Origin of the sequence: Corynebacterium sp. HMSC074H12 (genome assembly GCF_001813755.1) — a bacterium.
In the GTDB taxonomy this organism is placed as follows: domain Bacteria; phylum Actinomycetota; class Actinomycetes; order Mycobacteriales; family Mycobacteriaceae; genus Corynebacterium; species Corynebacterium hiratae.
The window spans coordinates 25,569-51,913 of record NZ_KV813914.1; the positions used below are offsets into that span (position 1 = coordinate 25,569).

General features: G+C 61.7%; 25 protein-coding genes and 1 tRNA gene. 20 read left to right on the plus strand and 6 right to left on the minus strand.

Translation table 11 applies throughout. The features are described from left to right. Positions 1-9 precede the first annotated feature (9 nt). The 4 genes from nrdF (at position 10) to HMPREF2932_RS07190 (ending at position 5,055) form a co-directional block, all read left to right on the plus strand. Complete coding sequence (gene nrdF, locus HMPREF2932_RS07175) at positions 10-999, plus strand: class 1b ribonucleoside-diphosphate reductase subunit beta (RefSeq protein WP_046647383.1); 990 nt, start codon at positions 10-12, stop codon at positions 997-999. Positions 1,000-1,350: 351 nt separating this feature from the next. Beyond that, entirely contained in the window at positions 1,351-3,042 is a 1,692-nt protein-coding gene (gene ctaD / locus HMPREF2932_RS07180) for an aa3-type cytochrome oxidase subunit I (RefSeq protein ID WP_071409898.1), read from the plus strand. A 101-nt stretch (positions 3,043-3,143) separates the two neighbouring features. Further along, positions 3,144-4,337, plus strand: coding sequence for a phosphoserine phosphatase SerB (gene serB / locus HMPREF2932_RS07185; RefSeq protein ID WP_071409899.1), 1,194 nt, complete (start codon positions 3,144-3,146; stop codon positions 4,335-4,337). Continuing rightward, positions 4,330-5,055 (plus strand): peptidyl-tRNA hydrolase, encoded by a 726-nt coding sequence (locus HMPREF2932_RS07190; protein ID WP_071409900.1) that lies wholly within the window; start codon positions 4,330-4,332, stop codon positions 5,053-5,055. The genes serB and HMPREF2932_RS07190 overlap by 8 nt, the downstream gene beginning before the upstream one ends. Here HMPREF2932_RS07190 and HMPREF2932_RS07195 read toward each other — a convergent pair. The 3 genes from HMPREF2932_RS07195 to HMPREF2932_RS07205 are packed head-to-tail and all read right to left on the minus strand — an operon-like array spanning position 5,052 to position 9,022. After that, positions 5,052-7,013: an ATP-dependent DNA helicase gene (locus HMPREF2932_RS07195; RefSeq protein WP_071409901.1), complete on the minus strand. Its 1,962-nt coding sequence runs from the start codon at positions 7,011-7,013 to the stop codon at positions 5,052-5,054. The two genes, HMPREF2932_RS07190 and HMPREF2932_RS07195, sit on opposite strands and share 4 nt — an antisense overlap. A 36-nt stretch (positions 7,014-7,049) precedes the next feature. Further along, a complete protein-coding gene (locus tag HMPREF2932_RS07200; RefSeq protein ID WP_084739002.1) occupies positions 7,050-8,402 on the minus strand; it encodes a nicotinate phosphoribosyltransferase in 1,353 nt (450 codons plus the stop codon). Between the two features lie 41 nt (positions 8,403-8,443). After that, on the minus strand, positions 8,444-9,022 hold the full coding sequence (locus tag HMPREF2932_RS07205; protein ID WP_071409902.1) for a spore germination YkwD domain-containing protein: 579 nt from the start codon (positions 9,020-9,022) through the stop codon (positions 8,444-8,446). An 88-nt stretch (positions 9,023-9,110) separates the two neighbouring features. Between HMPREF2932_RS07205 and clpS the strand changes: the two genes are divergently transcribed. From clpS to rdgB, 8 genes are all read left to right on the plus strand, one after another. Continuing rightward, a complete protein-coding gene (gene clpS / locus HMPREF2932_RS07210) occupies positions 9,111-9,446 on the plus strand; it encodes an ATP-dependent Clp protease adapter ClpS (RefSeq protein ID WP_049155733.1) in 336 nt (111 codons plus the stop codon). Positions 9,447-9,449: 3 nt separating this feature from the next. Next, positions 9,450-9,986: a DUF2017 domain-containing protein gene (locus HMPREF2932_RS07215; RefSeq protein ID WP_046647374.1), complete on the plus strand. Its 537-nt coding sequence runs from the start codon at positions 9,450-9,452 to the stop codon at positions 9,984-9,986. 22 nt (positions 9,987-10,008) lie between these two features. Beyond that, positions 10,009-10,953: a P1 family peptidase gene (locus tag HMPREF2932_RS07220; protein WP_071409903.1), complete on the plus strand. Its 945-nt coding sequence runs from the start codon at positions 10,009-10,011 to the stop codon at positions 10,951-10,953. A 13-nt stretch (positions 10,954-10,966) separates the two neighbouring features. Then, positions 10,967-11,689 (plus strand): rhomboid family intramembrane serine protease, encoded by a 723-nt coding sequence (locus HMPREF2932_RS07225; RefSeq protein WP_232751589.1) that lies wholly within the window; start codon positions 10,967-10,969, stop codon positions 11,687-11,689. Beyond that, the gene (murI, locus tag HMPREF2932_RS07230; protein ID WP_071409904.1) at positions 11,689-12,465 is read left to right on the plus strand and encodes a glutamate racemase; all 777 of its coding nucleotides are present in this window, start codon (positions 11,689-11,691) and stop codon (positions 12,463-12,465) included. Before HMPREF2932_RS07225 ends, murI begins: the two co-directional genes overlap by 1 nt. A gap of 67 nt (positions 12,466-12,532) precedes the next feature. After that, positions 12,533-13,300, plus strand: coding sequence for an MBL fold metallo-hydrolase (locus HMPREF2932_RS07235; RefSeq protein WP_071409905.1), 768 nt, complete (start codon positions 12,533-12,535; stop codon positions 13,298-13,300). 22 nt (positions 13,301-13,322) lie between these two features. Then, on the plus strand, positions 13,323-14,051 hold the full coding sequence (gene rph / locus HMPREF2932_RS07240) for a ribonuclease PH (protein ID WP_046647369.1): 729 nt from the start codon (positions 13,323-13,325) through the stop codon (positions 14,049-14,051). Then, positions 14,045-14,656: an RdgB/HAM1 family non-canonical purine NTP pyrophosphatase gene (gene rdgB / locus HMPREF2932_RS07245; protein WP_071409906.1), complete on the plus strand. Its 612-nt coding sequence runs from the start codon at positions 14,045-14,047 to the stop codon at positions 14,654-14,656. Before rph ends, rdgB begins: the two co-directional genes overlap by 7 nt. A 122-nt stretch (positions 14,657-14,778) precedes the next feature. Here the strand turns inward: rdgB and HMPREF2932_RS07250 are convergent. After that, a tRNA-Leu gene (locus HMPREF2932_RS07250) sits at positions 14,779-14,860 on the minus strand. A gap of 143 nt (positions 14,861-15,003) precedes the next feature. Here HMPREF2932_RS07250 and HMPREF2932_RS07255 point away from each other — a divergent pair. The 3 genes from HMPREF2932_RS07255 to HMPREF2932_RS07265 are packed head-to-tail and all read left to right on the plus strand — an operon-like array spanning position 15,004 to position 16,367. Next, complete coding sequence (locus tag HMPREF2932_RS07255) at positions 15,004-15,399, plus strand: SURF1 family protein (protein WP_071409907.1); 396 nt, start codon at positions 15,004-15,006, stop codon at positions 15,397-15,399. Then, a complete protein-coding gene (locus tag HMPREF2932_RS07260; protein ID WP_070443384.1) occupies positions 15,399-15,755 on the plus strand; it encodes a DUF3817 domain-containing protein in 357 nt (118 codons plus the stop codon). The genes HMPREF2932_RS07255 and HMPREF2932_RS07260 overlap by 1 nt, the downstream gene beginning before the upstream one ends. Positions 15,756-15,761: 6 nt before the next feature. Beyond that, positions 15,762-16,367, plus strand: a complete 606-nt coding sequence (locus tag HMPREF2932_RS07265) for a hypothetical protein (RefSeq protein WP_070546629.1) — start codon at positions 15,762-15,764, stop codon at positions 16,365-16,367. Between the two features lie 41 nt (positions 16,368-16,408). Here the strand turns inward: HMPREF2932_RS07265 and HMPREF2932_RS07270 are convergent, their stop codons facing one another. Beyond that, positions 16,409-18,331, minus strand: coding sequence for a solute carrier family 23 protein (locus tag HMPREF2932_RS07270; protein ID WP_070754695.1), 1,923 nt, complete (start codon positions 18,329-18,331; stop codon positions 16,409-16,411). Positions 18,332-18,685: 354 nt separating this feature from the next. Between HMPREF2932_RS07270 and pflB the strand changes: the two genes are divergently transcribed. The 5 genes from pflB (at position 18,686) to HMPREF2932_RS07295 (ending at position 24,513) form a co-directional block, all read left to right on the plus strand. Next, entirely contained in the window at positions 18,686-20,797 is a 2,112-nt protein-coding gene (gene pflB / locus HMPREF2932_RS07275) for a formate C-acetyltransferase (protein WP_256381031.1), read from the plus strand. A gap of 35 nt (positions 20,798-20,832) precedes the next feature. Next, complete coding sequence (gene grcA2, locus HMPREF2932_RS13950) at positions 20,833-21,084, plus strand: autonomous glycyl radical cofactor GrcA2 (RefSeq protein ID WP_039676708.1); 252 nt, start codon at positions 20,833-20,835, stop codon at positions 21,082-21,084. Next, positions 21,085-21,954, plus strand: a complete 870-nt coding sequence (pflA, locus tag HMPREF2932_RS07285; protein ID WP_046647360.1) for a pyruvate formate-lyase-activating protein — start codon at positions 21,085-21,087, stop codon at positions 21,952-21,954. A gap of 4 nt (positions 21,955-21,958) precedes the next feature. After that, the gene (locus HMPREF2932_RS07290) at positions 21,959-23,209 is read left to right on the plus strand and encodes an alpha/beta fold hydrolase (RefSeq protein WP_046647359.1); all 1,251 of its coding nucleotides are present in this window, start codon (positions 21,959-21,961) and stop codon (positions 23,207-23,209) included. Positions 23,210-23,313: 104 nt separating this feature from the next. Then, entirely contained in the window at positions 23,314-24,513 is a 1,200-nt protein-coding gene (locus HMPREF2932_RS07295) for an SPFH domain-containing protein (protein ID WP_071409908.1), read from the plus strand. An 86-nt stretch (positions 24,514-24,599) separates the two neighbouring features. Here the strand turns inward: HMPREF2932_RS07295 and HMPREF2932_RS07300 are convergent, their stop codons facing one another. Further along, a complete protein-coding gene (locus tag HMPREF2932_RS07300; RefSeq protein ID WP_071409909.1) occupies positions 24,600-26,309 on the minus strand; it encodes an ABC transporter family substrate-binding protein in 1,710 nt (569 codons plus the stop codon). Positions 26,310-26,345 lie beyond the last annotated feature (36 nt).

Here is a 26,345-nt window from a genome sequence, read left to right on the forward strand (position 1 = left end):
GTGACGTGCGTGTCTCACGAGTACGACGATTACATCGCCAGCCACGAGGCTCCGGTGAAGGCAATCAACTGGAACACCATTCCAGATGAGAAGGATCTTGAGGTGTGGGATCGTCTAACCGGCAACTTCTGGCTCCCAGAGAAGGTTCCGGTGTCCAACGACATCCAGAGCTGGAAGACGCTCACGGAGAAGGAGCAGGAGACCACCATGCGCGTCTTCGCTGGCCTGACGTTGCTTGACACTATCCAGGGCACCGTGGGTGCGGTATCGCTGCTTCCCGACGCCGTCACGCCCCACGAAGAGGCCGTCTACACCAACATCGCCTTCATGGAGTCGGTGCACGCGAAGTCCTACTCCAATATCTTCATGACACTGGCGTCGACCCCGATGATCAACGATGCTTTCCGCTGGTCTGAGGAAAATGAGAACCTGCAGCGCAAGGCCAAGATTGTTATGTCCTACTACCAGGGTGACAATCCGCTGAAGAAGAAGGTCGCCTCCACGCTGTTGGAGTCCTTCCTCTTTTACTCTGGTTTCTTCCTGCCAATGCACTTCTCTTCGCGCGCGAAGCTGACGAACACCGCTGATATCATTCGCCTGATCATCCGTGATGAGGCCGTCCACGGCTATTACATCGGCTACAAGTTCCAGCAGGGGTACAAGAAGCTGTCGGGGCCGGAGCAGGAAGAGATGAAGGGCTACGCCTTCGACCTGCTCTACGACCTCTATGAGAACGAGATCGACTACACAGAGGATCTGTATGACGAGCTGGGCTGGACCGAGGATGTGAAGCGCTTCCTGCGCTACAACGCCAACAAGGCACTGAATAACCTCGGCTTCGAGGGGCTGTTCCCGGCTGATGAGACCCGCGTGTCTCCGGCCATCCTGTCCTCGCTGTCCCCGAACGCGGACGAGAACCACGACTTCTTCTCCGGCTCCGGCTCCTCCTATGTCATTGGTAAGGCGGAGGAAACGACCGATGATGACTGGGACTTCTAGCTAGTTCCTCGCATTTACCTGTCGCCGTACCGCACCTTCTGGCAGGGATCATCCGAAAGGTTGATTCTTTCAGGGGGTGCGTTTTCGGGTTTTGGGGGACGACACCCCCGCGTTACTGTGTTCTAGATCACCGTATGCTAGGGCGTGGTGTGGGCAGTTGGCCACGTACATGGCGTTATCTGCTCCAAACGGGGTTAGCAAAGTTGGCGGAAAATAACCGAGCGCTGGAAATTCGGCCCTGAGGTGGCCTAATATAATGCGAGTAAACCTAGGTGTTTGGCCACTGAGCGTGTGGCGCGAGAAAACGCGTGATGCCGATGTGGTTAAGCACTTGTTCTTCAGGAGGATTTTATGACCGCTGTGGCGCCACGGCTCGACGATTACGTCGCGCCTACACGTCCAGAGCCGACTGGTAACGCAAAGACCGGTTCCAAGGCTTGGATGATGCTAACCACCACCGACCACAAGCAGCTGGGCATCATGTACATGATCATGTCCTTCAGCTTCTTCTTCCTCGGTGGATTCATGGCTCTGCTGCTTCGCGCTGAGCTTTTCACCCCAGGACTGCAGTTCCTGTCCAACGAGCAGTTCAACCAGCTGTTCACCATGCACGGCACTGTCATGCTGCTGCTGTTTGCTACACCAGTGGTGTGGGCATTCGGTAACTACGTTATGCCCCTGCAGATTGGCGCACCGGACGTGGCCTTCCCGCGTCTGAACGCCTTCGGCTTCTGGATTACCCTGACCGGCGGCATTGTTATGCTCGCGGGCTTCTTGACCCCGGGCGGCGCTGCTGACTTCGGCTGGACCATGTACATGCCGCTGGCTGATTCCGTCCACACCCCGGGCATCGGCGCGGACATGTGGATCGTTGGTGTGGGTGCTACCGGTGTTGGTACCATTGCTTCCGCCATCAACATGATCACCACGATTCTCACCCTGCGTGCGCCGGGCATGACCATGTTCCGTCTGCCGGTTTTCACCTGGGCTATCTTTACCGCTTCCATCATCGTGCTGATGATCTTCCCGCTGCTGACTGCTGCGGCTCTGGGTGTTCTGTATGACCGCAAGCTGGGCGGCCACATCTATGACTCCGCCAACGGCGGCGCCATCCTGTGGCAGCACCTCTTCTGGTTCTTCGGCCACCCGGAGGTCTACGTCTTGGCACTGCCGTTCTTCGGCATCATTTCTGAGGTTGTGCCGGTCTTCGCCCGCAAGCCGGTCTTCGGCTACATTGGCCTGGTCTTTGCTCTGCTGGCCATCGGTGCGCTGTCCATGGCCGTGTGGGCTCACCACATGTTCGTGACCGGTGCTATTCTGCTGCCGTTCTTCTCCTTCATGACCTTCCTGATTGCGGTTCCGACCGGCGTGAAGTTCTTCAACTGGGTCGGCACCATGTGGAAGGGCCACATCACCTGGGATACCCCGATGATCTTCGCCATGGGCTTCCTGGCAACCTTCCTCTTCGGCGGTATGACCGGTATTATGCTGGCCTCCCCGGCACTGGACTTCCACCTTGCTGAGTCCTACTTCCTGATTGCTCACTTCCACTACACCCTGTTCGGTACCGTGGTGTTCTCCGCCTTCGCTGGCCTGTACTTCTGGTTCCCGAAGATGACCGGACGCATGTTGGATGAGCGTCTGGGCAAGATCCACTTCTGGCTGACCTTCATCGGCTTCCACGGCACCTTCCTTATCCAGCACTGGGTGGGCAACATGGGTATGCCGCGTCGTTACGCCGACTACCTGGAGTCTGATGGCTTCACGGTCTTCAACCAGATTTCCACCATCTTCTCCTTCGTCCTGGGCGCTTCGGTTATCCCGCTGGTCTGGAACGTCTTCAAGTCCTGGCGCTACGGCGAGATCGTCACCGTGGACGATCCGTGGGGCTACGGCAACTCCCTCGAGTGGGCTACCTCCTGCCCGCCGCCGCGCCACAACTTCGTGTCCCTGCCGCGCATCCGCTCCGAGCGTCCGGCCTTCGAGCTGCACTACCCGCACATGGTTAAGCGCATGCGCGAGGAAGCACACACCGGCCACTAAGCACTCACGAGCTGAGTACTCCTGATAACGCCGCCTCCCCATCACCACGATGGGGAGGCGGCGTTTGCCGTAGGTCAAGCAGTGCTCAGCGATGTGAGATAATGAGCCCCGTGGATAATCAAAGTGAACAAGTTTTCGCCGTTGTCACCGCCTCAGGTCCCGACAAACCAGGCGTGTCTGCCGCCTTCTTCCGCGTTCTCAGCTCCCACAATGTAGAGCTTGTCGACGCCGAACAGGCCATCTTCTCCGGCCGCATCTCCCTCTCCGCGTACATCCGCGTTAACGCCTCGCGTCTGGAGGCCATGGAGCAGGGGCTGCGCAACACGTTGAGCATCTATGCGCAGTCCATCTCCGTGGAGCCTCGGGAGGAGGAAGCCACCTCACGTCCGCGCTCGACACACGTCGTCGTGGTGCTGGGCCGTCAGGTCAACGCGAGCCACATGTCGGCCATCGCCAAGGAGCTGGCCAACCTCGATGTCAACATCGATCGCATCCGCGGCCTGTCCACGTACCCGCTCAACGGCCTGGAGCTCTACATCACGATCGATGGCTCCTCTGACCCTGTTCGCGCCATGTTGGCACGCCTGGCTACCGAGCAGGGCGTGGACATCGCCATCGAGCGCTCCGGATTGCAGCGCCGCTCGAAACGCCTCATTTGCTTTGACTGCGACTCCACCCTCATTACCGGCGAGGTCATCGAGATGCTGGCCGCCCACGCGGGCAAGGAAGCGGAGGTCGCCGCCGTCACGGAACGTGCAATGCGCGGTGAGCTGGACTTTGAAGAATCCCTCCGCGAGCGCGTGGCCACCTTGGCAGGTCTGCCTGAGTCCGTCATCAAGGAAACCGCCGCCGATATCCGCCTCACGCCCGGCGTGCGCACCACCATCCGCACGCTCAAGCGCATGGGCTACCGGGTTGCGGTGGTGTCGGGAGGATTCATCCAGGTCCTCGAGGATCTAGCTAAGGAGCTCGACCTTGACTACGTGCGCGCCAACACCCTGGAAATCGAGGACGGTAAGCTCACCGGCCGGGTCATCGGGGACGTGGTGGACCGCAAGGCCAAGGAGATGTTCTTGCGTGAGTTCGCTGCGGATTCGGGCCTGAGCATGCGGCAGACCGTTGCGGTCGGCGATGGTGCTAACGATATCGACATGATTTCCGCTGCCGGCCTGGGCATTGCCTTCAACGCCAAGCCCGCCCTGCGCGAGGTGGCGGATACCTCTGTTAACCACCCATACATGGACGAAATCCTGCAGATTCTCGGCATCCCTATGGAGGAAGTCGCTAGTGAATAACCTCCGCGAGGCCCACCGCCGCCTTGCGGTAGCGTGCAGCGACCGCAACTGGCGCGATGATCCCGAGGATCCTGACAAGCCCGAGACCATCCAGGCGATGCAGATAGCGCTCAACCTGCCCAAGCAAGACCCGCCCACGCGCACGGAGGTGCTGGAGGCAGCGGCGCGGGGTGTGGTTAAGCTCTGCCTCGACGATCGGGCCGGGCAGGATGGGGCCTTCGCCGAGGCCTTGGGGCAGTGGTACGGCCACCGCATCCGCAAGGTGGCCCGCCGCGCGCGCAACAAGGCGTGGCGCGATGTCCAGGCCCTGCCTGGGGTGACAGTTGCTGACCGCGCGCGGGTGTTCGTTCCTTCGGCGGTGCAGGACGTGCATCCGCTCGTCGCCAAGCTGCAGATCAGCCATACCGATCTCCCTCAGGATGACCCGGGCCCCGCGCTTGCCGACGCACCCGTGATCTACATCGACTCCTCCCTTCACATGAGTGCGGGAAAGGCCGCCGCGCAAGTCGGGCACGGTTCTATGCTGCTTGCCGCTGCGATGAGCGTTGAGGAAGTGGAAACCTGGGCGGCGCAGGATTTCGCGCTGTCCGTGCGCGAGATTGCCCCAGCGGATTTTGCCGCGGCGTGCACGCGCCCCGATGCGGTGGTGGTGCATGACGCAGGTTTCACCGAGGTCGCCCCGGACTCAGCCACGGTCTGCGCGCTGCCTCGCCCCTAGCGGGCTTCGACTAGGCGCTTGAGTGCCCCGCGCACGACCTCTGGGTCGCTCGTCGGCCACATCTGCGGCATGGAGGCTCGCAGGTAGGAGCCGTAACGCTTGGTCTCTAGACGGTTATCGAGCACGGCGACGACTCCGCGGTCCGCAGTGGAGCGCAGCAGGCGGCCCGCGCCTTGGGCCATGAGTAGCGCCGCGTGAGTCGCAGAAACCTCCATGAACCCGTTGCGCCCTGCCGCCTTTGCGGCCTCGGTCCGCGCTTGCATGAGTGGGTTATCCGGGCGGGGGAAGGGGATGCGATCGATGAGGACCAGGGAACAGGAGGGCCCCGGCACGTCGACGCCCTGCCAGAGTGTGAGCGTGCCGAAGAGACAGGAGTTTTCGTTCTTCGTGAACTTGTCCACGAGCGCACCGATGGAGTCCTCGCCCTGGAAGTAGATGTCGAAGGGGATGGTGGGCTTGAGTTCTTCGGCTGCCTGTTGCGCGGCCCGCCGCGAGGAGAAGAGTCCGAGCGTGCGCCCGCCGGCGGCCATGATGAGCTCGCGGATCTCTTGGAGGGTCTGGGGGCTCAGCCCATCGCGGCCCGGCTGCGGCAGGTGCGCCGCGGTATACAAGATGCCGCTGCGCGCGGGGTCAAAGGGATAGCCCACATCGAGGCTGTCCCACGTGCCTTTCGGCAGGCCCCACTGCGCGGCCATGGCGTCGAAGCGCCCGCCTAGGGCCAGCGTGGCGGAGGTGAGCACCACGGTCTGCTCGCCGAAGAGCTTTTCGTGCAGCATGCCTGCGATGGACAGAGGGGCCACGGCAAGGGTGTCGTTCAACGTGCGCTCATCGCGCTCCAGCCACACCACGTCGGCATGCGCGGCGGGGTCACCGGTGGCGAAAACATCGAGGATGCGGGCGATGGCTTCGACGAGGCTAGCGAGGTGGTTGGCCAGGTTTTGGCGCTCCGCAGATTTTTCCGGGTCTTGGGCCTGTTCACCCTCGGGGGCGCGGGCGATGGTTTCGCGGCAATCGGCCAGGGTATCCGCGAGGCCCATGAGCTGCTGCTTGGCTTCCTCTGGCAAGTCGGTCCAGCGGCCCGGTGCGAAATCCGCGAGGAGTTGGCTCAGTTCGTTGGCCTGCTCAGTGAGGCGTTGGTCCTTGCCGTTGGCGCCGAGGGACTTGGCGCGGTTGGCCGCCATCTTCAGCGCGCGCCCGGTGATTTCGGCGGTAGACACCGAGGTGATGCGGCCGTCCAGCTCGTGGGCCTCATCGATGATGACGACGTCGTGTTCCGGCAGGATGTTGATGTCTGCTACTGCGTCGATGGCGAGCAGGGCGTGGTTGGTGACGACGACATCGACGTCCGCCGCGCGGCGTCGCGCGAGTTCCGCGAAGCAGTCCTCGCCGTGCGGGCAGCGGGTGGCACCGAGACACTCGTTCGAGGTGACGGATACCTGCCGCCACGCTAAGTCTGGCACGCCCGGTTCCAAGTCTTCGCGGTCACCAGTCTCGGTGTCTTCCGCCCACTCGTAGACGCGCTGGACGTGGCGGCCGAGGTAAGAAACAGCGTCTTCGTCGAGCAAGGCGTCCTCGTCCTCAAGCTCAGCGGCGCGGGAGACTTTGTTGAGGCAGACGTAGTTGGAGCGGCCCTTCATGATGGCGAAGGTTGGTTTCTTTTCTAGGTGCGGCTCGAGGGCCTCGGCCAGACGTGGAAGGTCCCGCTCCACCAGCTGACGTTGGAGCGCCAGGGTGGCGGTGGAGACGATGACGGTGTGACCGGTCTCTTGCGCGTGGCGGAAGGCGGGCACGAGATAGGCCAAGGACTTACCTGTGCCTGTTCCTGCCTGCACGGCGAGGTGGCGCTCTTTCTCCAACGCGGTGGTCACGGCCGTCGCCATGCGTACCTGGCCGGCGCGCCGCGAGCCGCCGAGGGCGGCGACGGCGGCGTCGAGGAGGTCAACCGTTGTGTCCTGCATTGGTGCCAGTGTAGTCGGTCGCCTCCCACGTACTTCTTAAGCGTCGAAGCCGATGAACCGGGTCGGGACCGCGGGCTCATCGCGGGTGAGTGCGAGGCCCTCCCATGGCAGCGTCGTAATGGCCTGGGCCAGGTACTCGCGGGATTCCTCGAGGGTAGGCAGGGCGTCGAGGATCTCACCGTCGCGCATGAGCGGCACCGTCATCTCGCGGGTGCGCAGCGTGCCGGTCTCCGGGTTCTCGGCGGAGAAGGGCAGCACGAGCTCCTCGACGGCCACCCCGGAGGAGCGGTAGGTGCGCAGGGCGCGCTTTGCCCCGCCCTGCGACTTCTTCGAGGAGGAACGCTTAGCCACTGGGTGTCCTTCGACCTCGACGACCTTGTAGACCATCCCCGCAGTCGGGGCGCCCGAGCCGGTAACCACCGAGGTGCCTACGCCATAGACATCGACGGGATCGCCGCGCAGACCGGCGATGGCGAACTCATCCAGGTCGGAGGAGACGACGATTTTGGTGTTGTGGTTGCCCAAATCATCGAGCTGCTTGCGCACGCGGCGGGTGACGGCGGCCAAATCGCCGGAGTCGATGCGCACACCGCCCAGCTCGGGTCCGGCCACCTTGACGGCGGTTTCCACGCCCTTGGTGATGTCATAAGTATCCACCAACAGGGTTGTATCCACGCCGAGAGTTTCGATCTGCCCGCGGAAGGCGGCCTCTTCGTTCGGGGTGCCGTCCTCATTGACGTGCGCCAGCGTCCACGCATGCGCCGCAGTACCGGAGACCGGGATGTCATAGCGGTAGCCGGCCTCCAAGTTGGAGGTGGCCTGGAAGCCCGCGAGGTAGGCAGCGCGGGCAGCAGTCACTGCAGCGTATTCGTGCGTGCGGCGCGAGCCCATCTCAATGATGGGGCGGCCGTCCGCGGCAACCACCATGCGGGAAGCCGCAGAAGCCACCGCGGAATCAGAATTCATGATGGAGAGGATCACGGTTTCCAGGATGAGGCACTCGCCGAAGGTGCCGCGCACGGTCAACAGTGGCGAGTTGGGGAAGTACAGCTCGCCTTCCCGGTAGCCATCGATCTGCCCGGAGAAACGGTAATTGGCCAGGTATTCCTTGGTTGGAGCATCCAGGAAGTCCATCTCCGCCAGTTGCTGGGCGGTGAAACGGAAGTCCCGGACTGCGCGAAGAACGCGTTCGGTGCCGGCAACAACGCCGTAGCGCCGTTCGTTGGGAAGGCGGCGGGCAAAAACTTCGCAGGCTACCTGGCGGTGCGCGGAGCCATCGCGCAGCGCCGCTTGCAGCATGGTCAGCTCGTACTTATCGGTAAGAAGGGCCGTGGAACGATCTGCAGGGTCGTTTCCGGCATCCCGGACGTTATCTGAGGTAGTAGTCACATCGAAGATGCTACTCAGGGCGTCCTAAAAAATCAGCTGTTCTATTCCTCAAGCTGAATGACGACGTACACCTCGCCGTCGTTATAAGCCACGCCAACGGCCGCGGTGGTCATCCGGCGATCCCGCAGGGCGGCCACGTGGTCGGGGGAGGCCCGGAAGGCCTCGACGAATTCATATGCGCTGGCCTTGTCCACGGGCAGGTGGTGCTGAACCATCTGCACATTTTCTTCCGATGGCTCTTGCGTCTTGGTCACCGCGTTGCACTCTGCCTTTTCGCGGGCTGCGGTTTGGCGGTCGATCCAGGGCACCAGTGGGGCTTGGCCGTCTTCCTTACGCCAGGTGTTGAGCGCACCTATCAGCTCCTCTTGGATGGTGTTGAGCTGACGTTGGACGGAAACGTCGGGAAGCTCGTAGTCGCACGCCTCCGACGTCGGGGGTTCCGCATCCGTCGAGCTGCCGTCGTTCGACGGGTTGGTCAGGCTCAATACGGCAGCCACGAGCGTGCCGCCGAGAACGAGCACGGTCAGCACTCGTTGCAGGAGGAGGACGACATCCTCCTTCGCCGGTTGGCGTCCCGTGAGAATGTCAACAACGGCTGGGGGAAGGGAGAAAGAATTCATTGATGCCACCTGGAAACGATAATCAGGTTAAGGGTCGCTGACAGTATAACTGCTCGCGACGCGGAGAATTTTAGCTAGTGTAGAGGGCATGAAAGCGCACAACGAAACGTCCGCGGGCGTGGTGATGAGTTCACCCATGGCCACCCCGGAGCTGGATGAGGCGATTGACGTCGACGTCGCCACGAGCGAAAACCTGCCGTGGATGTGCATTGTCTGGGATGATCCAGTCAACCTGATGAGCTACGTCTCCTACGTGTTCCAGACCGTTTTAGGCTATGACAAGAAGCGAGCCAACGAGCTGATGATGCAGGTCCATACCGAAGGTAAGGCAGCCGTGTCCTCGGGTGAACGCGACAAAGTCGAAGCCGACGTGAAGAAGCTGCAGGTCGCGGGCCTCTGGGCCACGATGCAGCAGGCAGGGTAGGTTATGCAGGCTTGGAAGAAGAAAAAGTCCTTCATGCGCGGCGCCAAGTACACGGCTGTTTTCGAGCCGATGGAGCGCGAAGTCTTGGGCGACCTCACCGCGACGGTCTCTGAGGCGATCATCGCTCGCGCGCAGTCGGCGCCGAAGGATGAGCTGGCGGACATGCTCGACATGCCCACCGGCCACACCGAAGCCCCCGAAGACCCCTCGCTGGCCCGCCTCTTTCCGGACTTCAAGAAGCCGGGGGATGAGGAATTCGACGGAGACAATTCCCTCATGCGCTCGCTCCACGAGAACGACATCGCGCGCGCCAAGCTGGAGAACCTGCAGGTTATTAACACCGCGCTGGGGCCGACTGGCGGGGTAGAGGTAGCCATTAGTGAGGAAGAGGCGCATGCCTTCCTCGCGGGGCTTAATGATCTGCGCCTCTATATCGCCGCCGGGGACGTGCCGGAGGATACCCCTGGGGCGGACCGCGATACGCTCGTGGAATGGCTGGCATTCTGCCAGGATTCGCTGCTCGACGTTCTCATGGACTAGCACCGTGCGCACACTTCCCGACATGGGCTTTTCCGTCGGCCACGTCACACGTGAGGATACCGGCGTCACCGTCATTTACTGCGGCGAGCAGGGGGCCGTGGCCGGCGTCGACGTGCGGGGCGGCGGCCCAGGCACGCGCGAGACGGATCTTTTAGAGCCACACAACACGGTCGAGCGCGTTCATGCGTTTCTTCTGGCAGGCGGCTCGGCCTTTGGGCTGGCCGCTGCGGATGGCGTCATGCGCGGGCTGGAGGAGGCAGGGATTGGCTTCCCCGTCTTTGGGGAGGAGATCCCCGGCCCGCGCGTTCCTATCGTCCCGGGCGCGGTCATCTTTGACCTGCTCGCCGGGCCGCAGCGTCCCTCGGCGGCAGACGGCGAGGCGGCTCTACGCGCCGCGTTGGCAGGACACGACGCCACGAGTGGCAGCGTGGGTGCGGGCACTGGGGCCTGTGCCGGCAAGGTGCGGGGCGGGGTGGGCACCGCGCTTGTCGACGTCTCCTCGTTCTCCGTCGCCGCCGTCGTCGTGGCGAACCCGGTGGGGCAGGTGATTGATGCTGAGACTGGGCGCTTGTTTGGCGCGCCGGGTGTACCAGCCGTCGACGTTGAGCGGTTTGCCGCAGCCCGCAGCCTGGCCGAGTCATTCGCGGAATCCTCGCGGCTTAATACCACCATTGGTGCGGTGTTGACCGATGCGCCTTTAAGCAAGGCCCAGACCAAGCGCCTTGCTCTCGCGGGCCACGATGGCATCGCTCGCGCTGTGCGCCCAGCGCATTCCCCGCTGGATGGGGATACGCTGTTTGCTGCCTCCTCGGGAGTCCGCTCAGCGGAGCGGGGCAACGGCCCGGCGGAGTTGGCGTCGTTAAGCGCAGCTGCTGCCGATGCCGTGGAGGCAGCCATCGTTGACGCCGTGGTGAGTGCAAGCCCAGGGCTGGGTTTGGAGGCGTATTCCTCGCTGCGGGCTTGCTAGAGTTGGAGGCATTATGACGACGAGTGGACCCTTTGGCCAGCAGCATTCGCATGAGCCTAACCCCTTCCAACCCCGCCCCGCTGCCGCGGGACAGGGACAGCAGCCCCTCCTTAATACAGGCGATTCGAAGAACTACACGCGGGCCGGCCGCCTCAAAACAGCCGCGTCTCTCACGGTGGGATTCCTCGCCGTCGAGTGGATCATCCACATCATTAACTTCCTGTTCTTTGGAAGCGAGCTGGGGCAGTACGGCATTCATCCGCTGGACTTCAACGGCATCTGGGGGATTTTCACCGCGCCGCTGCTCCACGCGAACTTCGAGCACCTCATCGGAAACTCGTTGCCTGGTGCGATCTTTTGTTTCCTGATCGGCTTGTCAGGCCGCAAGGCATGGTGGGAGGTCACCATCATCGTGGTGCTCATTGCCGGCGTGGGCACGTGGCTGCTGGGCGGGCCGGGGACCTCGCATATCGGTGCTTCGGGCATGGTCTATGGCTGGCTGGCCTATCTCATCGTGCGCGGCATCTTTAACCGCTCGCTGGGGCAGTTCCTGATTGGTGTTGGTCTAGGGTTCGCCTACTCCGGCCTCATTTGGGGCGTGCTGCCGATCTACGAGGGAGTCAGCTGGCAGGGCCACCTCTTCGGCGCCATCGGTGGCATCGTCGCGGGCATGGTGATCACCTCCGATGACCCGATTAAGAAGGTCAAGCCCGCGCCTCGGGGAGCGATGCGTTAATGCCTGACGCGACCTCTCCGATCGGGATTTTTGATTCGGGCGTGGGCGGCCTGACCGTCGCTCGCACGATCATCGAGCAGCTTCCCGACGAATCCATCATCTACATCGGCGATACCGCCCATACCCCCTACGGCCCGCGGCCCATCGCCGAGGTGAGGGAGCTCTCCACCGCCATCGCCGACGAGTTGGTGGAGCGCGGCTGCAAGATGCTGGTGATCGCCTGCAACACCGCCACGGCCGCCTTCCTGCACGATGCCCGCGAGCGCTATGCCATTCCGGTCGTGGAGGTTATCCGCCCGGCCGTGCGCCGCGCCATCGCCACCACCCGCAACGGCAAGATTGGCGTGATTGGTACTGAGGGAACCATTAATTCCGGGGCCTACCAGGATTTGTTCGCCGTCAACCCGAATGTTGAGTGCACGGCCGTGGCCTGCCCGGACTTCGTGAACTTTGTCGAGCGCGGCATTACCGCTGGGCGCCAGATCCTGGGTGTGGCCGAGGGCTACCTCGCGCCGCTGCAGTCGGCGGGCGTCGACACGCTCGTTCTTGGCTGCACGCACTACCCGCTGCTGACGGGCGTCATCCAGCTCGCTATCGGGGATAACGTCACCTTGGTGTCCTCGGCGGAGGAGACTGCGAAGGATGTGTTGCGCATCCTCACCAACACGGACATGCTGGCCCCGGCGGGGCAGGCACCCACACGTAGTTTCGAGTGCACTGGCGACCACGCCGCCTTCGAGCGTTTAGCCGCGCGCTTCCTGGGGCCCAAGATTTAGAGCGGGTGAGGATGTACAATCGACCCAAATCCCGCATCCCCCATTGTTTCGTGGAACTATTGAACGCATGAAGCTGACCATCCTAGGCTGTTCCGGCTCGGTGCCCACTGTGGGTAATCCGGCCTCTGGCTATCTCTTGTCTTTCCCCTCTGCTCCGTCCATCATCATGGATTTGGGCCCGGGTACGCTTGCACGCCTGCAGGAACTCCAGGATCCGTGCGATGCACACGTGGCGTTAACTCATCTCCATGCCGATCACTGCCTGGACTTTCCGTCTTTGATGGTGTGGCGCCGCTTCCACCCCACAGAGCCCGCAGCCTCCCGCAATTTCTGCCTCGGGCCGTCGACGACTGAGACCCACCTGGGCCGGCTGTCCTCGGATACTCCGGACGGGGTGGATGACATGAGCGATACATTTGCGTTCAGCCCCTGGGTGGATCGGGAACGCCAGCTTGTCGACGATGTCTATATCACCCCCTTCCGCACAGTTCACCCGGTAGAGACATATGCCCTGCGGGTCGAGCACACGAAGACCGGCGCAACTGTGTGTTATTCGGCGGATTCCGCTTATACGCCTGCGCTCGTTGAGGCTGCCCAAGGCGTGGATGCTTTCCTCTGCGAGGCTGCATGGGGCGAGACTTCGGAGGATAAGGCTCCAGACATGCACATGTCGGGAGCAGAAGCTGGGCGCCTAGCGCGTGAGGCAGGGGTAAAGAAGCTCGTGCTTGTTCACCTCCAGCCGTGGGGCGATGTCGCCGCAACATATGCCGCCGCTGCCCGCGAGTTCGACGGAGAGATCGTCGTCGGCGCCGCTGGGATGGAGCTCGACTTTTAACACGCGCGGTAGGGTAGGGGGCATGACTGATTTCACTCGTGCCGATGGTCGCGCGCTCGACCAACTCCGTAGCGTTCGTATTACCCGCAACTTCACCACCAACCCGGCCGGGTCGGTCTTGGTGGAGTTCGGCAACACCCGAGTCATGTGTACGGCTTCCGTGGAATTCGGGGTGCCGCGCTTCAAGAAGGACTCCGGCGAGGGCTGGCTGACTGCTGAGTACGCGATGTTGCCTGCGGCCACCCACGACCGCATGCCGCGCGAGTCTATGAAGGGCAAGGTCAAGGGCCGTACCCACGAGATTTCCCGCCTGGTGGGCCGCAGCCTGCGCGCCGCCGTGGACCTGTCCGAGCTGGGGGAGAACACCATCCAGCTGGATTGCGATGTGCTGCAGGCAGATGGCGGTACCCGCACGGCGTCGATTACCGGCGCGTATGTGGCGCTGGCTGATGCGATTGCTTACCTCAAGGAGGAGGGCGTCGTCCCGGGCGAGCCGCTGCTGGATCCCATCGCTGCGGTTTCCGTGGGCATCATCGACGGTCACGTGTGCTTGGACCTGCCCTATGAGGAGGATTCCCGCGCGGAGGTTGATCTCAACGTGGTGATGCAGGAAGGCGGGGACTTCGTCGAGATTCAGGGCACCGGTGAGCACGGGCTGTTTGGCCGCGCGGAGCTCAACGACATGTTGGACGTTGCCCAAGCCGGCTGCGCCCAGCTTATCGACGCTCAAAAGGCGGCCCTCGGATGGTAAAGCTCCTCGTCGCTTCGAATAATGCCAAGAAGCTCAAGGAGCTGGAGAAGATTCTCGCCGATGCCGGCATTGAGGGCATCGAGCTGCTCCCGCTGTCCGCTGTGGAGGCCTATCCGGAGCCCGTGGAGGATGGCCGCACGTTTGCTGATAACGCACTGATCAAGGCGCGCGCCGGGGTGCAGCACACCGGTTTGGCGACAATCGCGGATGATTCCGGCCTCGCGGTGGAAGAACTTAACGGCATGCCAGGTGTGCTCTCTGCTCGATGGTCGGGCGGCCACGGTGACGATGAAGCCAATAACCGGCTGCTGCTGGGGCAGATGTCCCACGTGCCCGCCGAGCGCCGCGCGGCTGCCTTCGTGTCGGTCTGCGCGCTGGTGACCCCGGATGGGCAGGAACACGTGGTGGAGGGCCGCTGGCCAGGCTCCTTGCTCACCGCCCCACAGGGCGAGAATGGCTTTGGCTACGATCCGCTCTTCCAGCCCGAAGGTGAATCCCGCTCTGCTGCGGAGATGTCCCCGGAGGAAAAGAATGCGGTTTCGCACCGTGGCCGCGCACTGTCGCAACTGCGCGAACCTTTGGCGGCGCTTGCCGGCCAAGCCTAAGCCTCCGCCAAACCATTACCGCAAGCCCGGCATCCGCAAGCCCGGCATCCGCGAGCTGGGCTGGCTTGCCGGGCGCTGTGACGACAAGACCCCGCACGGAAACCGTGCGGGGTCTGAATATGTGCGCCCGGTGAGACTTGAACTCACACGTCATAAGACACTAGAACCTAAATCTAGCGCGTCTGCCAATTCCGCCACGGGCGCTGGTTTCGTTGCTGCGGAGCGCTCTTTGCTCTGCGCAACGTTCACTAGCTTACAGGGCGGCGGGCTACGGACGGAAATCCACTTTTCTGGGCGTGGTGGGTAGGCTGTTCAGAGTGAGCACCAACCCAGCACCGAAAAAGCGGATGAAGGTTCGATGGTGGCACATCGTCCTCATCGTGCTCTTCGTCGTGCTCTTTTTGTTCCTTGCTTACTGGCAATGGACGCGGTTCCGCTCCGGTTCGGGAACCTTCCAGAACTTGGGATACGCCTTCCAATGGCCGCTGTTCGCGGTATTTGTTGTTTACGCTTACCGCACTGCCATGCGCTACGAGAATGAGCGAATCGATGCCGAGAACGAAGCTCTCGAGCGGGGAGAAGAGCCAGCCCAATATGAGGCAGAGGACGTGCGCGCGGCCAAGGAGCACACCGAGACTAAAATCGACGAAGATTTCCTACCGCCCCGTCCGCAGATTGATGTGGACACCTTCAACGCTATGAACAAGCAGCGCCGCCGTCGCGGCACTGAAGAGGAGTATTAATGAGCAACTCAGTCAACAACGCTGTCCATCCTGACCGTCAGGCGCGTATCCGTGGCCCGCTGAAGTTCTTTTCCATTGCCGCCACTATCACCGGTATTTTCCTTCTCATTCTCGTCGCGCGCATGATCCTGCAATACGGCGTGGGGATGGAGATGCCATCCTGGGCTACGCTCATCGCCCAAGCGCATGGCGTGGCCTACATGGTCTACCTCGTGTCCATCCTGGTCCTTGGTCCGCGTGCCATGTGGCCGGTAAGCAAGCTTTTCACCACGGCGCTTGCCGGTGTTGTTCCATTCCTGTCCTTCTGGATGGAGCACAAGCGCCGCACTGAAGTTGTTGAGCAGTTCCAGCTGTAGGTAGGTATGACGAGCCGCAAACTGAGCACCACACTTATCGCGATTGTGGTGCTTCTTTCACTCGCTTGCGCTGGCTTGGGTGTGTATGCCGTACGCCAGCCGCACGAGGTTTATACCGCGCCGGTGCAGTCAACCAACACGCAGGTCGTTAAGGCTGTCCAGCGCGAAGAGCAGGTGGTCTTGCTCAGCCTGGGTATCCAGGGGCTGGCGGAGAAATCTTCCGTGGGTCAGGTCTTAGGCGTGAAGGTTCCGTGGACTAGCCGAACACAATTTGTGCAGTATTCCTATAAAGCCAAGCTCGGTATCGAAGGCAAGGACGTTCGCGTCACTGAGACCGGCGAGCATGCCTACACTGTCCACATCCCGGACTTCATCTTCATTGGGCATTCCGATGAAGAGTTTAAGACCGCCGTGGAAAACAACGGCGTGCTCAGCTGGACCACCCAGCCGATCGACGCCGCATCTACAGTGTCGGATGTCCTCAGCGCCGATAAGAAGCGCGAGGACATCGACGACAACCGCGAGCTCCTGCAGGACCAAGCTCGCAATTTCTATGAGGGCATCATCCGTGGCGTTGACCCCGAGGCCCAGGTCACCATGGAGTTCAGCTAGTCCTCACGTCGAGTGTCCCCCGTACGTGGAATGAACTATGTTCATTCCACCTCCGTGAACTTGCGGTCCCAGTAAGCTCGCACCGGGTTAGCGTCCGCAAGGAGGATATCGAAGCGGTCATTGGCAATCTCGATGATTTCGCTCAAGACCACGCGCTGCTCCAGCTCATCCGAGTTGGACAAGCGGCGCACGCCCGCATCGATCACGCGATCGGCCGAGTCATTGGTGTCCAGGTATGCCACGAACGGCATGTCGAAGCGCTCGCGGTAGGCCTGTGAGACGTCGATAAGCTGCTGCGTCTGCACGTCATCGAGGTCATCCAAGGCCAAGGAACCGCGGTCGGCGGAGATGGTGGCGACCGTGTCGGAATCGGCAAGCAGTAGCTCATCCATCGCCGGGTAGTCGTGGATCAGGGCACGACGCTGCTCGCCCGGGGCGGTGAGGACCGTGACCTGGATTGCTTCGCGCAGCTGGCTGACATCCTGGAAGGGGCGCAGCTCCCAGGCGGCTTCGAGCGGCCAGGTTTCGTTGTTGAAGAGCGGGCGCAGCGCACTGACGAAGCCATCGCGGTTCATCTCGTTGAGCTCCTTGAGCGAGACGCCGGCGCCGTCGAGGCGGCTGACATCATCGCCAGACTGCGAGCCGACGTGGAAGAAGAGCAAGTTGAGCAGGATCGCGGTGATAGCGCCGATCGACATTCCGGAGGAGACGAAAATCTGCGCCCACTCCGGGAAGGCGGTGGCCACGTCCGGTTTGAACGTGACGAGCATGGCCAGCCCCAGCGCGGTGGTGACGATGGCCGCGTTGCGGCCATCACTAATGTCTTCCTTCGCGATGGTCTGCAGGCCAGCCCACGCAACGTTGGCAAACAATGCGAGGGAGGCGCCGCCGAGCACCGGGGAGGGGATAGCCGCAACGATCGCTGCGGCCTTGGGCAGCAGGCCCAGGATGATCATGAAACCGGCTGCCGATACAGCCACCCAGCGGGACTTCACGCCGGTGAGGCGAACCAAGCCGACGTTTTGCGCGAAGCAGGTGTAGGGGAAGGAGTTCATCACGCCGCCCAGGGTGGTGGAGAGGCCATCGGCGCGAATGGCGCGCACCACGTCATCGCGCTTGATGCGCTTCTTCACAATCTCACCGGTAGCGAAGACATCGCCGGTGGTTTCCACCATGGTGATGATCATGACGATGATGAGGGAGAGAATCGCCATGATGTCGAACTTCGGCATACCGAAGTAGAAGGGGGTAGTCATACCGATGGCATCGGCCTCACGCACGCCGTCAAAGGACGTATCGCCCAGCACGAAGGCCACGCCAGTACCGATGACCAAACCAAGCAGCACAGACAGCGTGCCCAGGAAGCCGCGGAAGAAACGCTGCACGATGATAATGATGGTGAGCGTGCCGAAGCCATAGAGCAGATCGCGTGCGGCCGGGACCCCGTCCGCGTAATTAACGAAGTCATTGGCAGAAACCGCCAGCAGCGACGTACCCATGACCAAAAGCACGGTGCCGGTGACAATCGGCGGGAAGTACTTGAGCACGCGTCCGAAGACCGGCGCGGCGAAGAAGGTAAAGATACCGGCAGCAATAATTGCGCCATAAATCGTGGGCAGCGGCTGGTCACCAGCGCTCATGCCGATGGCAATGATGGGGCTGACCGCCGTGGTGGTCACACCCTGGATGATGGGAAGGCGGACGCCGATGTGCTTGCCGACGCCCACCGCTTGGATCAACGTCGCCAGACCACAGGTCAACAGGTCAGCGTTGATGAGGTGAATCGTGGTGGCCTCATCAAGGCCCAAAGAACCGGCGATGAGCAGCGGCACGATGACCGCGCCAGCGTAGAAAGCGAGGACATGCTGCAGACCTAGCGCCGCTAACTTGGGCGCAGGCGGAACAACATCAACGGGGTGTGTTGGGGGAGTGGCAGGGCTAGCTGTAGCGGCGGTGTCAGACACGCAAAGAGCTCCTTGCTGAAGGGCGAGACGAGGATACTGCGCATAACAATAGAGGGCGGCGGGGACACGGGCCAAGAAGTGACCTGGAAGGTGTGGGAAAGGCCACGTCAGGGGGTGATTTACCCCCGCATCCAACCGTACGGTCGTTACCTATGAGAGAGCTGACCTGTGTGGTGCTAAAACCAGCCCGTTCGGTGGCGCGGGGAACGCATTTGCCGATGTGAGGTTATGCGTTTGTCCCCCTACTATGGGCTACAGAGAGGGGTTCGGTGACGATACGTGTTGACCGAATTGCCCGTGAGCCGAAGTCACCCACAGCCCTTCTGCGACTAAGTGTTACGCGTCGTGTGAACTATGAAGGGAGTCAATATAGTGACCACCGCAACGGAACAGTCTGTGCAGTTCGAGGCATGGAAGGGGTTTGAACCCGGCCCGTGGACTGAAAACATTGACGTTCGTGATTTTATCCAGCGCAACTACACCCCTTATGACGGGGACTCCTCCTTCCTCGCTGGGCCCACCGAGAAGACGCAGCGCGTGTGGGATCATTTGGAGAAGAACTATCTCTCCGTCGAGCGCCAGAAGCGCATCTTCGATGTGGATACTCACACCCCGAGTGATATCGATGCTTTCCCGGCTGGGTATATCTCCGAGGATGATGATGTCATCGTCGGCCTGCAGACGGATACTCCGCTTAAGCGCGCCATGATGCCCAACGGCGGATGGCGCATGGTCAAGCAGGCCATTAAGGAAGCCGGCAAGGAGACCGATCCGGAGATCGAGAAGATCTTCACGCGCTACCGCAAGACCCACAACGATGCAGTCTTCGATATCTACACCCCGCGCATCCGCGCAGCGCGTTCCTCCCACATCATCACCGGCCTGCCGGATGCCTATGGCCGCGGCCGCATCATCGGCGACTACCGCCGCGTGGCCCTCTACGGCGTGGACTTCCTCATTGCTGAGAAGGAAGCATCCAAGCATGCGGTGGGGGACCTCGGCTTCTCCGAGCACTGGGCACGCTACCGCGAGGAGCACGCCGAGCAGATCAAGGCCCTGAAGAAGCTCAAGGTCATGGCTGAGTCTTATGGCTTCGATATCTCGAAGCCCGCGAAGACCGCCCACGAGGCAGTGCAGTGGACCTACTTTGGCTACCTGGCCTCCATTAAGTCCCAGGACGGCGCCGCCATGTCCATCGGCCGCCTCTCCGCATTCTTCGACTGCTACTTCGAGCGCGACCTGAACGCGGGCATCATCACCGAGGAAGACGCCCAAGAAATCATCGACCAGCTGGTGCTCAAGCTGCGCATCGTCCGTTTCCTGCGCACCGAGGACTATGACCAGATCTTCTCCGGTGACCCGTACTGGGCAACCTGGTCCGATGCCGGCTTTGGCGACGATGGCCGCCACATGGTGACCAAGACTTCCTTCCGTCTGCTGCAGACACTGATCAACCTGGGCCCGTCCCCGGAGCCAAACATCACCATCTTCTGGGATCCGCAGCTGCCGGCGGGCTACAAGGAGTTCTGCGCCCACATCTCGATTGAGACCTCCTCCATCCAGTACGAGTCCGATAAGCAGATTCGTGACCAGTGGGGCGATGACGCCGCGATTGCGTGCTGCGTGTCCCCGATGGCCGTCGGCAAGCAAATGCAGTTCTTCGGTGCCCGCGTGAACGCCGCCAAGGCCCTGCTCTACGCCATCAACGGCGGCCGCGACGAGGTCAGCGGCAAGCAGGTGGTTGACGGTTACGAGCCCATCAAGGGCGATGGACCGCTCGACTTCGATGAGGTCTGGCAGAAGTACGAGGAGATGCTGGATTGGGTTGTGGGCACCTACGTTGAGGCCCTGAACATCATCCACTACTGCCACGACAAGTACGCTTACGAGTCCATTGAGATGGCGCTGCACGATTCCGATATCGTGCGCTCCATGGGCTGCGGTATCGCCGGCCTGTCCATCGTGGCTGACTCGCTTTCCGCCATTAAGTACGCCAAGGTCTACCCGGTGCGCGATGAGACCGGCCTCATCGTGGACTACAAGACGGAAGGTGACTTCCCCTTCTACGGCAACGATGATGACCGCGCCGATGACATCGCCGCTACCATCGTCCACACCGTCATGGCGAAGATTAAGGCCATCCCGATGTACCGCAACGCCATTCCGACCCAGTCGGTGCTGACCATTACTTCCAACGTGGTCTACGGCAAGGCAACTGGTTCCTTCCCGTCCGGCCACGAGGCAGGTACCCCGTTCGCCCCGGGCGCTAATCCGGAGAACGGCGCGGATAACCACGGCATGGTCGCCTCCATGCTGTCGGTGGGCAAGTTGGATTACAAGGATGCCCTCGATGGCATCTCGCTGACCAACACCATCACCCCATCCGGATTGGGCCGCACCCCGGAGGAGCGCATCACCAACCTGGTGGGCGTCCTTGATGCCGGCTTCATCATGGATTCTGAATAGACCACGTCCACACCACTTCCTAAGGAGAACACATCATGGCAACCCCAACTTTTGACGAGCGCCTCGCCACCATGAAGGCCAACCGCACCGCCAACAACATGGACTCGGGCCTCTACCACGCCAACATCAACGTCCTGGACAAGTCCACCCTGGAGGACGCCGTTGAGCACCCGGAGAAGTACCCGAACCTCACGGTTCGCGTTTCTGGCTACGCGGTGAACTTTGTGAAGCTCACCCGCGAGCAGCAGCTCGACGTCATCTCCCGTACCTTCCACCAGGGCTCCTAAATGGCAGATGGCATTACCGGCGTCGTGCGTCTTTCTCCGGAAGAAGGGGAAAAGGTGCGCGGCGCCGCCGCCGGTTTAGGAACGGACAATGACCTCGACGGCTACACCCGCTCGGAGTTGATGCAGGCTCGCCGCTCCGGCGACGTCGCACTCGTGCACTCCTGGGAGCTGGTGACGGCTGTGGATGGGCCCGGAACACGCATGACCATGTTCATGTCCGGGTGCCCGTTGCGCTGCCAGTACTGCCACAATCCAGACACCATGGAGATGAAGGTCGGCACCTTGGAGCGCATCGAAGACGTGGTTAAGCGCGTCAAGCGTTATAAGCCCGTCTTCAAGGCTTCCGGGGGTGGGCTGACCATCTCTGGTGGTGAGCCACTCTTCCAGATCGCCTTCGCGCGGCGCCTGCTCAAGGAAGTCCACGATGCAGGCATCCACACCACGATCGATACCTCGGGCTACCTCGGCGCGCGCCTGCGTGATGAAGACCTGGACAATATCGATTTGGTGCTGCTGGACGTCAAGTCCGGTGACGAGGAGACCTATAAAAAGGTCACCCGGCGTGAATTGCAGCCGACGATCGACTTTGGGGATCGCCTCAATGCCATCGGCAAACCGGTGTGGATTCGCTTCGTGGTGGTGCCGGGGCTTACCGACTCCCCAGAGAACGTCGCCAACGTTGCGCGCATTGTCTCCCGCTGGAAGAGCAACATTGAGCGCATCGAGGTGCTGCCCTTCCACAACATGGGCGCGGATAAGTGGCACGAGCTGGGCTACCCCTACACCTTGGAGGATACGAAGCCGCCGAAGCCGGAAGACGTCGAAGCTATCCGCGAGGTGTTCCGCAAGGAAGGTTTCGTGGTCTACTAGAAGCATGAAACGCTTCGGCCACACCATCAAGGAACACACCATCACCGTCCCCTGGGACTATGACAATCCCGCCGCGGGGGAGTTCGAGCTCTACGCCCGGGAAATCATCCCGCCCGGCGGTGAGAATTATCCGGCGCTGCTCTATAACCAGGGCGGGCCGGGCTTCCCGGCGCCGCGGCCGACGGGTGCTTCCGGACTCATCGGGAAGGGCTTGGAGCGCTACCGCTGGATCCTCATGGACCAGCGCGGCACCGGGCGCAGCCACCGCATTGACGAGCTCAGCCCGGCTGAGGATCGCAGCGCTGCGCGTCTGGCGCAGCTGCGGCAAGAAAATATCGTGCGCGATGCCGAGCGCCTGCGCGAGCACCTCGGCGAGGAATCCTGGGATCTCTTCGGCCAATCCTTCGGCGGCTTCATCATCACCGCCTATGTCTCGATGTTCCCTGATTCCATTGGGCGTGCCTTCCTCACTGGTGGACTGCCCACCCTGACCAAGGGCGCTGATGATCTCTACCGTACGACTTTTGCCAAGCTCAAGGTGCGCCACGAACGCTTCTATGCCCAGTTCCCGTGGGCACAAGCGCGCATCGAGGAAATCCTCCACCACCTAGACAACTCGGAGGAGCTGCTGCCGACAGGGGAGCGCCTGTCGTCGCGCCGCTTCCGCACCATCGGAATTGAGCTGGGCCGCGGCACTGGCTTCGATTCTTTGGGCTACCTGCTGGAGGAGCCTTTCCGGACGGTGAACGGCGAAAAGCGCTTGCGTTCGGACTTCCTCAACGACGTGGGGCAGCGCGTGAGCTTCCAGGCTGGCCCGCTGTATGCGGCCATCCATGAATCTATCTACGGCGGCGTCGGCGGCCAGGCCGTCACCGGCTGGGCTGCTCACCGCGTGCGCGAGGAATTCCCCGAGTTTGCCGAGGACGGTACCTATCTCACTGGTGAGCACATCTTCCCCTGGCAATTCGATGAGGATCCGGCGCTGCGCCCCTTCAAGCAGGCCGCCGAGGAGCTCGCCGCCCACGAGTGGGCAAGCTCTCCGTATGACGCCGCTGCGCTTGCCGACGCCCCCGTGACCGCCTCCGCCGCCATCTACCTCGACGATATCTTCGTGCCCTTCGAGGATTCCCTGGCTACAGGGGAGACCTACCGCGACCTGCGCCCAGTGGTGACCAACCGCTTCCAGCACAACGGGATTAGTGAGGACGGCGCGGGGATTTTGGGTGAGCTCTTCCGAGCGGCTGACGAGCATTAAAGGCTCCGAGTGAGCTCGGGGAGTGATCTCCTTCGGGATGTGGTGGTGGTCACCGTGTGGCACACTGGTTAGGAAAATCTAAATCGAGCAGAAAGGATAAGCCTATGGCCGGTCTCATCGTCATTGGCGTGATTCTCCTACTTATTATTGCCACCGCCTTCGACGGTTTCTTCATCGTCCGGACGAAGGAAGCCGCCATCATTGAGCGGATGGGTAAGTTCGTGAACGTTGCTCACGCGGGCTTGCACTTCAAGCTGCCCTACGTCGACCGCGTGCGCGCCAAGATCAGCCTGCAAATCCGTCAGCTCGATGTCATGGTGGAAACCAAGACCAAGGACAACGTCTTCGTTCAGATCCCCGTTGCCGTGCAGTATGAGGTAGTCCAGGGCAGCGAGCGCCAGGCCTTCTACACCCTGTCCAACCACGAGCAGCAGATCGTGGCCTACGTGCAGGACAATGTCCGTTCCTCCGTGGCAAACATGAATCTGGATGATTCCTTCTCTTCCAAGGACACCATCGCCCGCAACGTGGCGATGTCCCTGCGCGATAACATGGCCGCCTACGGCTGGAACTTCGTCAATACCCTGGTCACCGATATTCGCCCGGATGCCCGCGTGCGCGAGTCCATGAACTCCATTAACGCGGCGCAGCGTGAGCGCGAGGCAGCCGTAGCCCAGGCGGAGGCCGAGAAGATCCGCGTGGTCAAGGAAGCCGAGGGTGCGGCCGAGGCTAAGAAGCTGCAGGGTCGCGGTGTGGCTGACCAACGTAAGGAGATCGTCGAAGGTATTGCCCAGCAGTATGAGCTGCTGCGTGCTGCCGGCGTGCAGGAGAACCCCGAGACCCTCATGCTGGTCTCCCAGTACCTCGACGCCATGGTGGATGTGGCCGACCGCGCCCACACCAACGTGCTGTACATGCCGTCTAACCCGGGCGGCATGCAGGATCTCTTCGGCGGTATGCGCGATACTTTGCTGTCCACCAACGCTATTAACGAAGCTCCGAAGCCGAAGGTGCCGGCCGGCGAAGCAAAGCACAGCCGCGAGAACGCCGCTGCTGAGCGTCGCCGCCGTGAGGAGCAGGAGCGCCGCGAGCGCGATGAGCGTGCCCGCCGCGATGCTGAGCTGATGGAGCAGGCGCAGCGCGCACAGCAACAGGCTCAGGAAAAGGTGCAGAACGCACAGCAGGGCCAGGGCTTTGGTCAGTTCTCGGGCTTCCCGGCCCCGCCCCAGGGCAACAACCAGCCGCAGAGCGCGCGCGATTACTTTGACCAGTTGCGCAACCAGCTCAACAAGGGCAATAACTAATTAACTAAGCGCAGCACAAAAGGAGGGCCTTCCCGTTTAGGGAAGGCCCTCTTTCGCTGCCTTGGGTGGTGCCAGGCGGCCGCTACTTACTTGACGTAGCCGATGTTTTCTACCTCGATGACAGCGAAAGATTTGGCACCGAAGTTAGCGATATCCGGGTTGGTTGCCACCATGTCCGGACCGTTGTAAATCGGCATGATGCCGTACTGGGCCATTGCCTCCTTCTCCAGCTTGTTGGCTTCCTTGATCTGCTCGTCTGGGTCGGAGATCTTGGCGAGCTCATCGATCTTCTTGTCCATCTCCGGGCTACCCGTGCCGGAGCGGTTGAGCTGAGAACCGGAGCGGTAAACCTGGCCGAAGTAGGCCACACCGAACGGATCGCCGGAGGTGAAGCCCATGGGGAAGACATCGAAGTCATAGGAGGAGGTGATCTTGGAGAAGTCCGCGGAGGGGCGCTCCTCCACCTTCAGGTCCACGCCGATGTCCTTCATCATCTTCTGGGTGGCGGTAGCCAGGGCCTTGCTGATGGAAGAATCACCCAGCAGTGTGTAGCGCATGGACAGCTTCTTGCCATCCTTCTCGCGGATGCCGTCGCCGCCTTCCTTCCAGCCGGCCTCATCGAGCAGCGACTTGGCCTTCTCGGCGTCGAACTTCACGACGGAGCCGAAGTTATCCTCGTAGCCCTCCTGGGTCTGGTACAGGTTGAAGGAACCTGGCAGGTCCTCGGTGTAACCGTTGAGACCGTTGAAGCGGATGCCGGACAGCGTGGAGCGGTCGATACCGGTCATGATGGCCTCGCGGACCTTGGCATCGGAAAGAATCTCGTTCTTGGAGTTGAGAACGATGAGCGAGTTGGATGGGACCATGGCGGTGCGGATCTCAATGCCCTCCATGTCCTTGACCGCAGCCAGACGCTCCTTGTTGCCTACGCCGGTTGCATCAATTTCGCCGGCCTTGAAGGCGTTGATGGAAGCCTGGCTCTCCATCTGTCGGTAGGTCACCTTGTCCAGGAAAGGTTTGTCGCCCCACCACTTCTCATTCGGGACGAAGGTAGCGCTGCCGCTCTGGAAGTCAACGTTTTCAACCTTGAATGGGCCCGCACCCCACTCCGGGTGAACCTTGCTTAGGTAGGCGGTATTGAACTTCTCCGCAGAATCCACCTGCGGCGGGAGTAGGAAGTTGAACAGACCCTGCCACCAGGGATAGGCCTGCTTGAAGGTGATGACGGCTTGCTTGTCGTTCTCGCCCGGCTCCACGGACTCGATGAGCTCGTAGCCGTCGGTGGAGGAGACGTTGGCTTCCTCGTCCTCACCGTTGTTGAACTTCCAGGTGTTTTCGAAGGATTTCCAGTCAATCGGCGTGCCGTCGTTGTACTGCGCCTTTTCGTGGATGGTGTAGGTGACGACGGTCTTGCCGTCCTTCTCCTCGTCCTTGACATCCGTGATGTAGTCATTGTTGACGTGGAATTCACCTGCGCCATCGAAGAGACCGATCTGCGGGTTGTAGTACTTCCACACGTCGTTGGTGTACAGAGTGCCGTCGGCCTGGAAGGGGTTCTGCTGCTGGGAGATCTCGGTGATGGCCAAGCGCAGCTCACCGCCCTCCTTCAGCTCGGAGCGGTCCTTGGCGTTGTAGGAGCCGTCCAGTTTGACGTCGAGCTTCTCGCCGGAGGTGGAGTTGCTGGAGTCCTTGGAGCCCTCAGAGCTGCCGGAGCCGCCATCGGAGGCGCAGCCGGTGAGGATGAGGGCAGAGGCGGTGACCACTGCGAGGGCGGTCCTGCGGAGCTTCATGTTCATTTTTGTGTCCTTTCGAGAGGAAACATGGAGACAAAG

What these genes read in the sequence shown, in the direction of transcription:
- HMPREF2932_RS07260 (WP_070443384.1), top strand. Translation starts at nt 15,399, where the DNA reads ATGAGCAACTCAGTCAACAACGCTGTCCATCCTGACCGTCAGGCGCGT.
- pflA (WP_046647360.1), top strand. Translation starts at nt 21,085, where the DNA reads ATGGCAGATGGCATTACCGGCGTCGTGCGTCTTTCTCCGGAAGAAGGG.
- rph (WP_046647369.1), top strand. Translation starts at nt 13,323, where the DNA reads ATGACTGATTTCACTCGTGCCGATGGTCGCGCGCTCGACCAACTCCGT.
- HMPREF2932_RS07255 (WP_071409907.1), top strand. Translation starts at nt 15,004, where the DNA reads ATGAAGGTTCGATGGTGGCACATCGTCCTCATCGTGCTCTTCGTCGTG.
- HMPREF2932_RS07220 (WP_071409903.1), top strand. Translation starts at nt 10,009, where the DNA reads ATGGGCTTTTCCGTCGGCCACGTCACACGTGAGGATACCGGCGTCACC.
- HMPREF2932_RS07195 (WP_071409901.1), bottom strand. Translation starts at nt 7,013, where the DNA reads ATGCAGGACACAACGGTTGACCTCCTCGACGCCGCCGTCGCCGCCCTC.
- murI (WP_071409904.1), top strand. Translation starts at nt 11,689, where the DNA reads ATGCCTGACGCGACCTCTCCGATCGGGATTTTTGATTCGGGCGTGGGC.
- rdgB (WP_071409906.1), top strand. Translation starts at nt 14,045, where the DNA reads ATGGTAAAGCTCCTCGTCGCTTCGAATAATGCCAAGAAGCTCAAGGAG.
- HMPREF2932_RS07300 (WP_071409909.1), bottom strand. Translation starts at nt 26,309, where the DNA reads ATGAACATGAAGCTCCGCAGGACCGCCCTCGCAGTGGTCACCGCCTCT.
- HMPREF2932_RS07235 (WP_071409905.1), top strand. Translation starts at nt 12,533, where the DNA reads ATGAAGCTGACCATCCTAGGCTGTTCCGGCTCGGTGCCCACTGTGGGT.
- HMPREF2932_RS07215 (WP_046647374.1), top strand. Translation starts at nt 9,450, where the DNA reads ATGCAGGCTTGGAAGAAGAAAAAGTCCTTCATGCGCGGCGCCAAGTAC.
- serB (WP_071409899.1), top strand. Translation starts at nt 3,144, where the DNA reads ATGAGCCCCGTGGATAATCAAAGTGAACAAGTTTTCGCCGTTGTCACC.
- HMPREF2932_RS07225 (WP_232751589.1), top strand. Translation starts at nt 10,967, where the DNA reads ATGACGACGAGTGGACCCTTTGGCCAGCAGCATTCGCATGAGCCTAAC.
- HMPREF2932_RS07290 (WP_046647359.1), top strand. Translation starts at nt 21,959, where the DNA reads ATGAAACGCTTCGGCCACACCATCAAGGAACACACCATCACCGTCCCC.
- HMPREF2932_RS07265 (WP_070546629.1), top strand. Translation starts at nt 15,762, where the DNA reads ATGACGAGCCGCAAACTGAGCACCACACTTATCGCGATTGTGGTGCTT.
- clpS (WP_049155733.1), top strand. Translation starts at nt 9,111, where the DNA reads ATGAAAGCGCACAACGAAACGTCCGCGGGCGTGGTGATGAGTTCACCC.
- HMPREF2932_RS07295 (WP_071409908.1), top strand. Translation starts at nt 23,314, where the DNA reads ATGGCCGGTCTCATCGTCATTGGCGTGATTCTCCTACTTATTATTGCC.
- pflB (WP_256381031.1), top strand. Translation starts at nt 18,686, where the DNA reads ATGAAGGGAGTCAATATAGTGACCACCGCAACGGAACAGTCTGTGCAG.
- HMPREF2932_RS07205 (WP_071409902.1), bottom strand. Translation starts at nt 9,022, where the DNA reads ATGAATTCTTTCTCCCTTCCCCCAGCCGTTGTTGACATTCTCACGGGA.
- ctaD (WP_071409898.1), top strand. Translation starts at nt 1,351, where the DNA reads ATGACCGCTGTGGCGCCACGGCTCGACGATTACGTCGCGCCTACACGT.
- grcA2 (WP_039676708.1), top strand. Translation starts at nt 20,833, where the DNA reads ATGGCAACCCCAACTTTTGACGAGCGCCTCGCCACCATGAAGGCCAAC.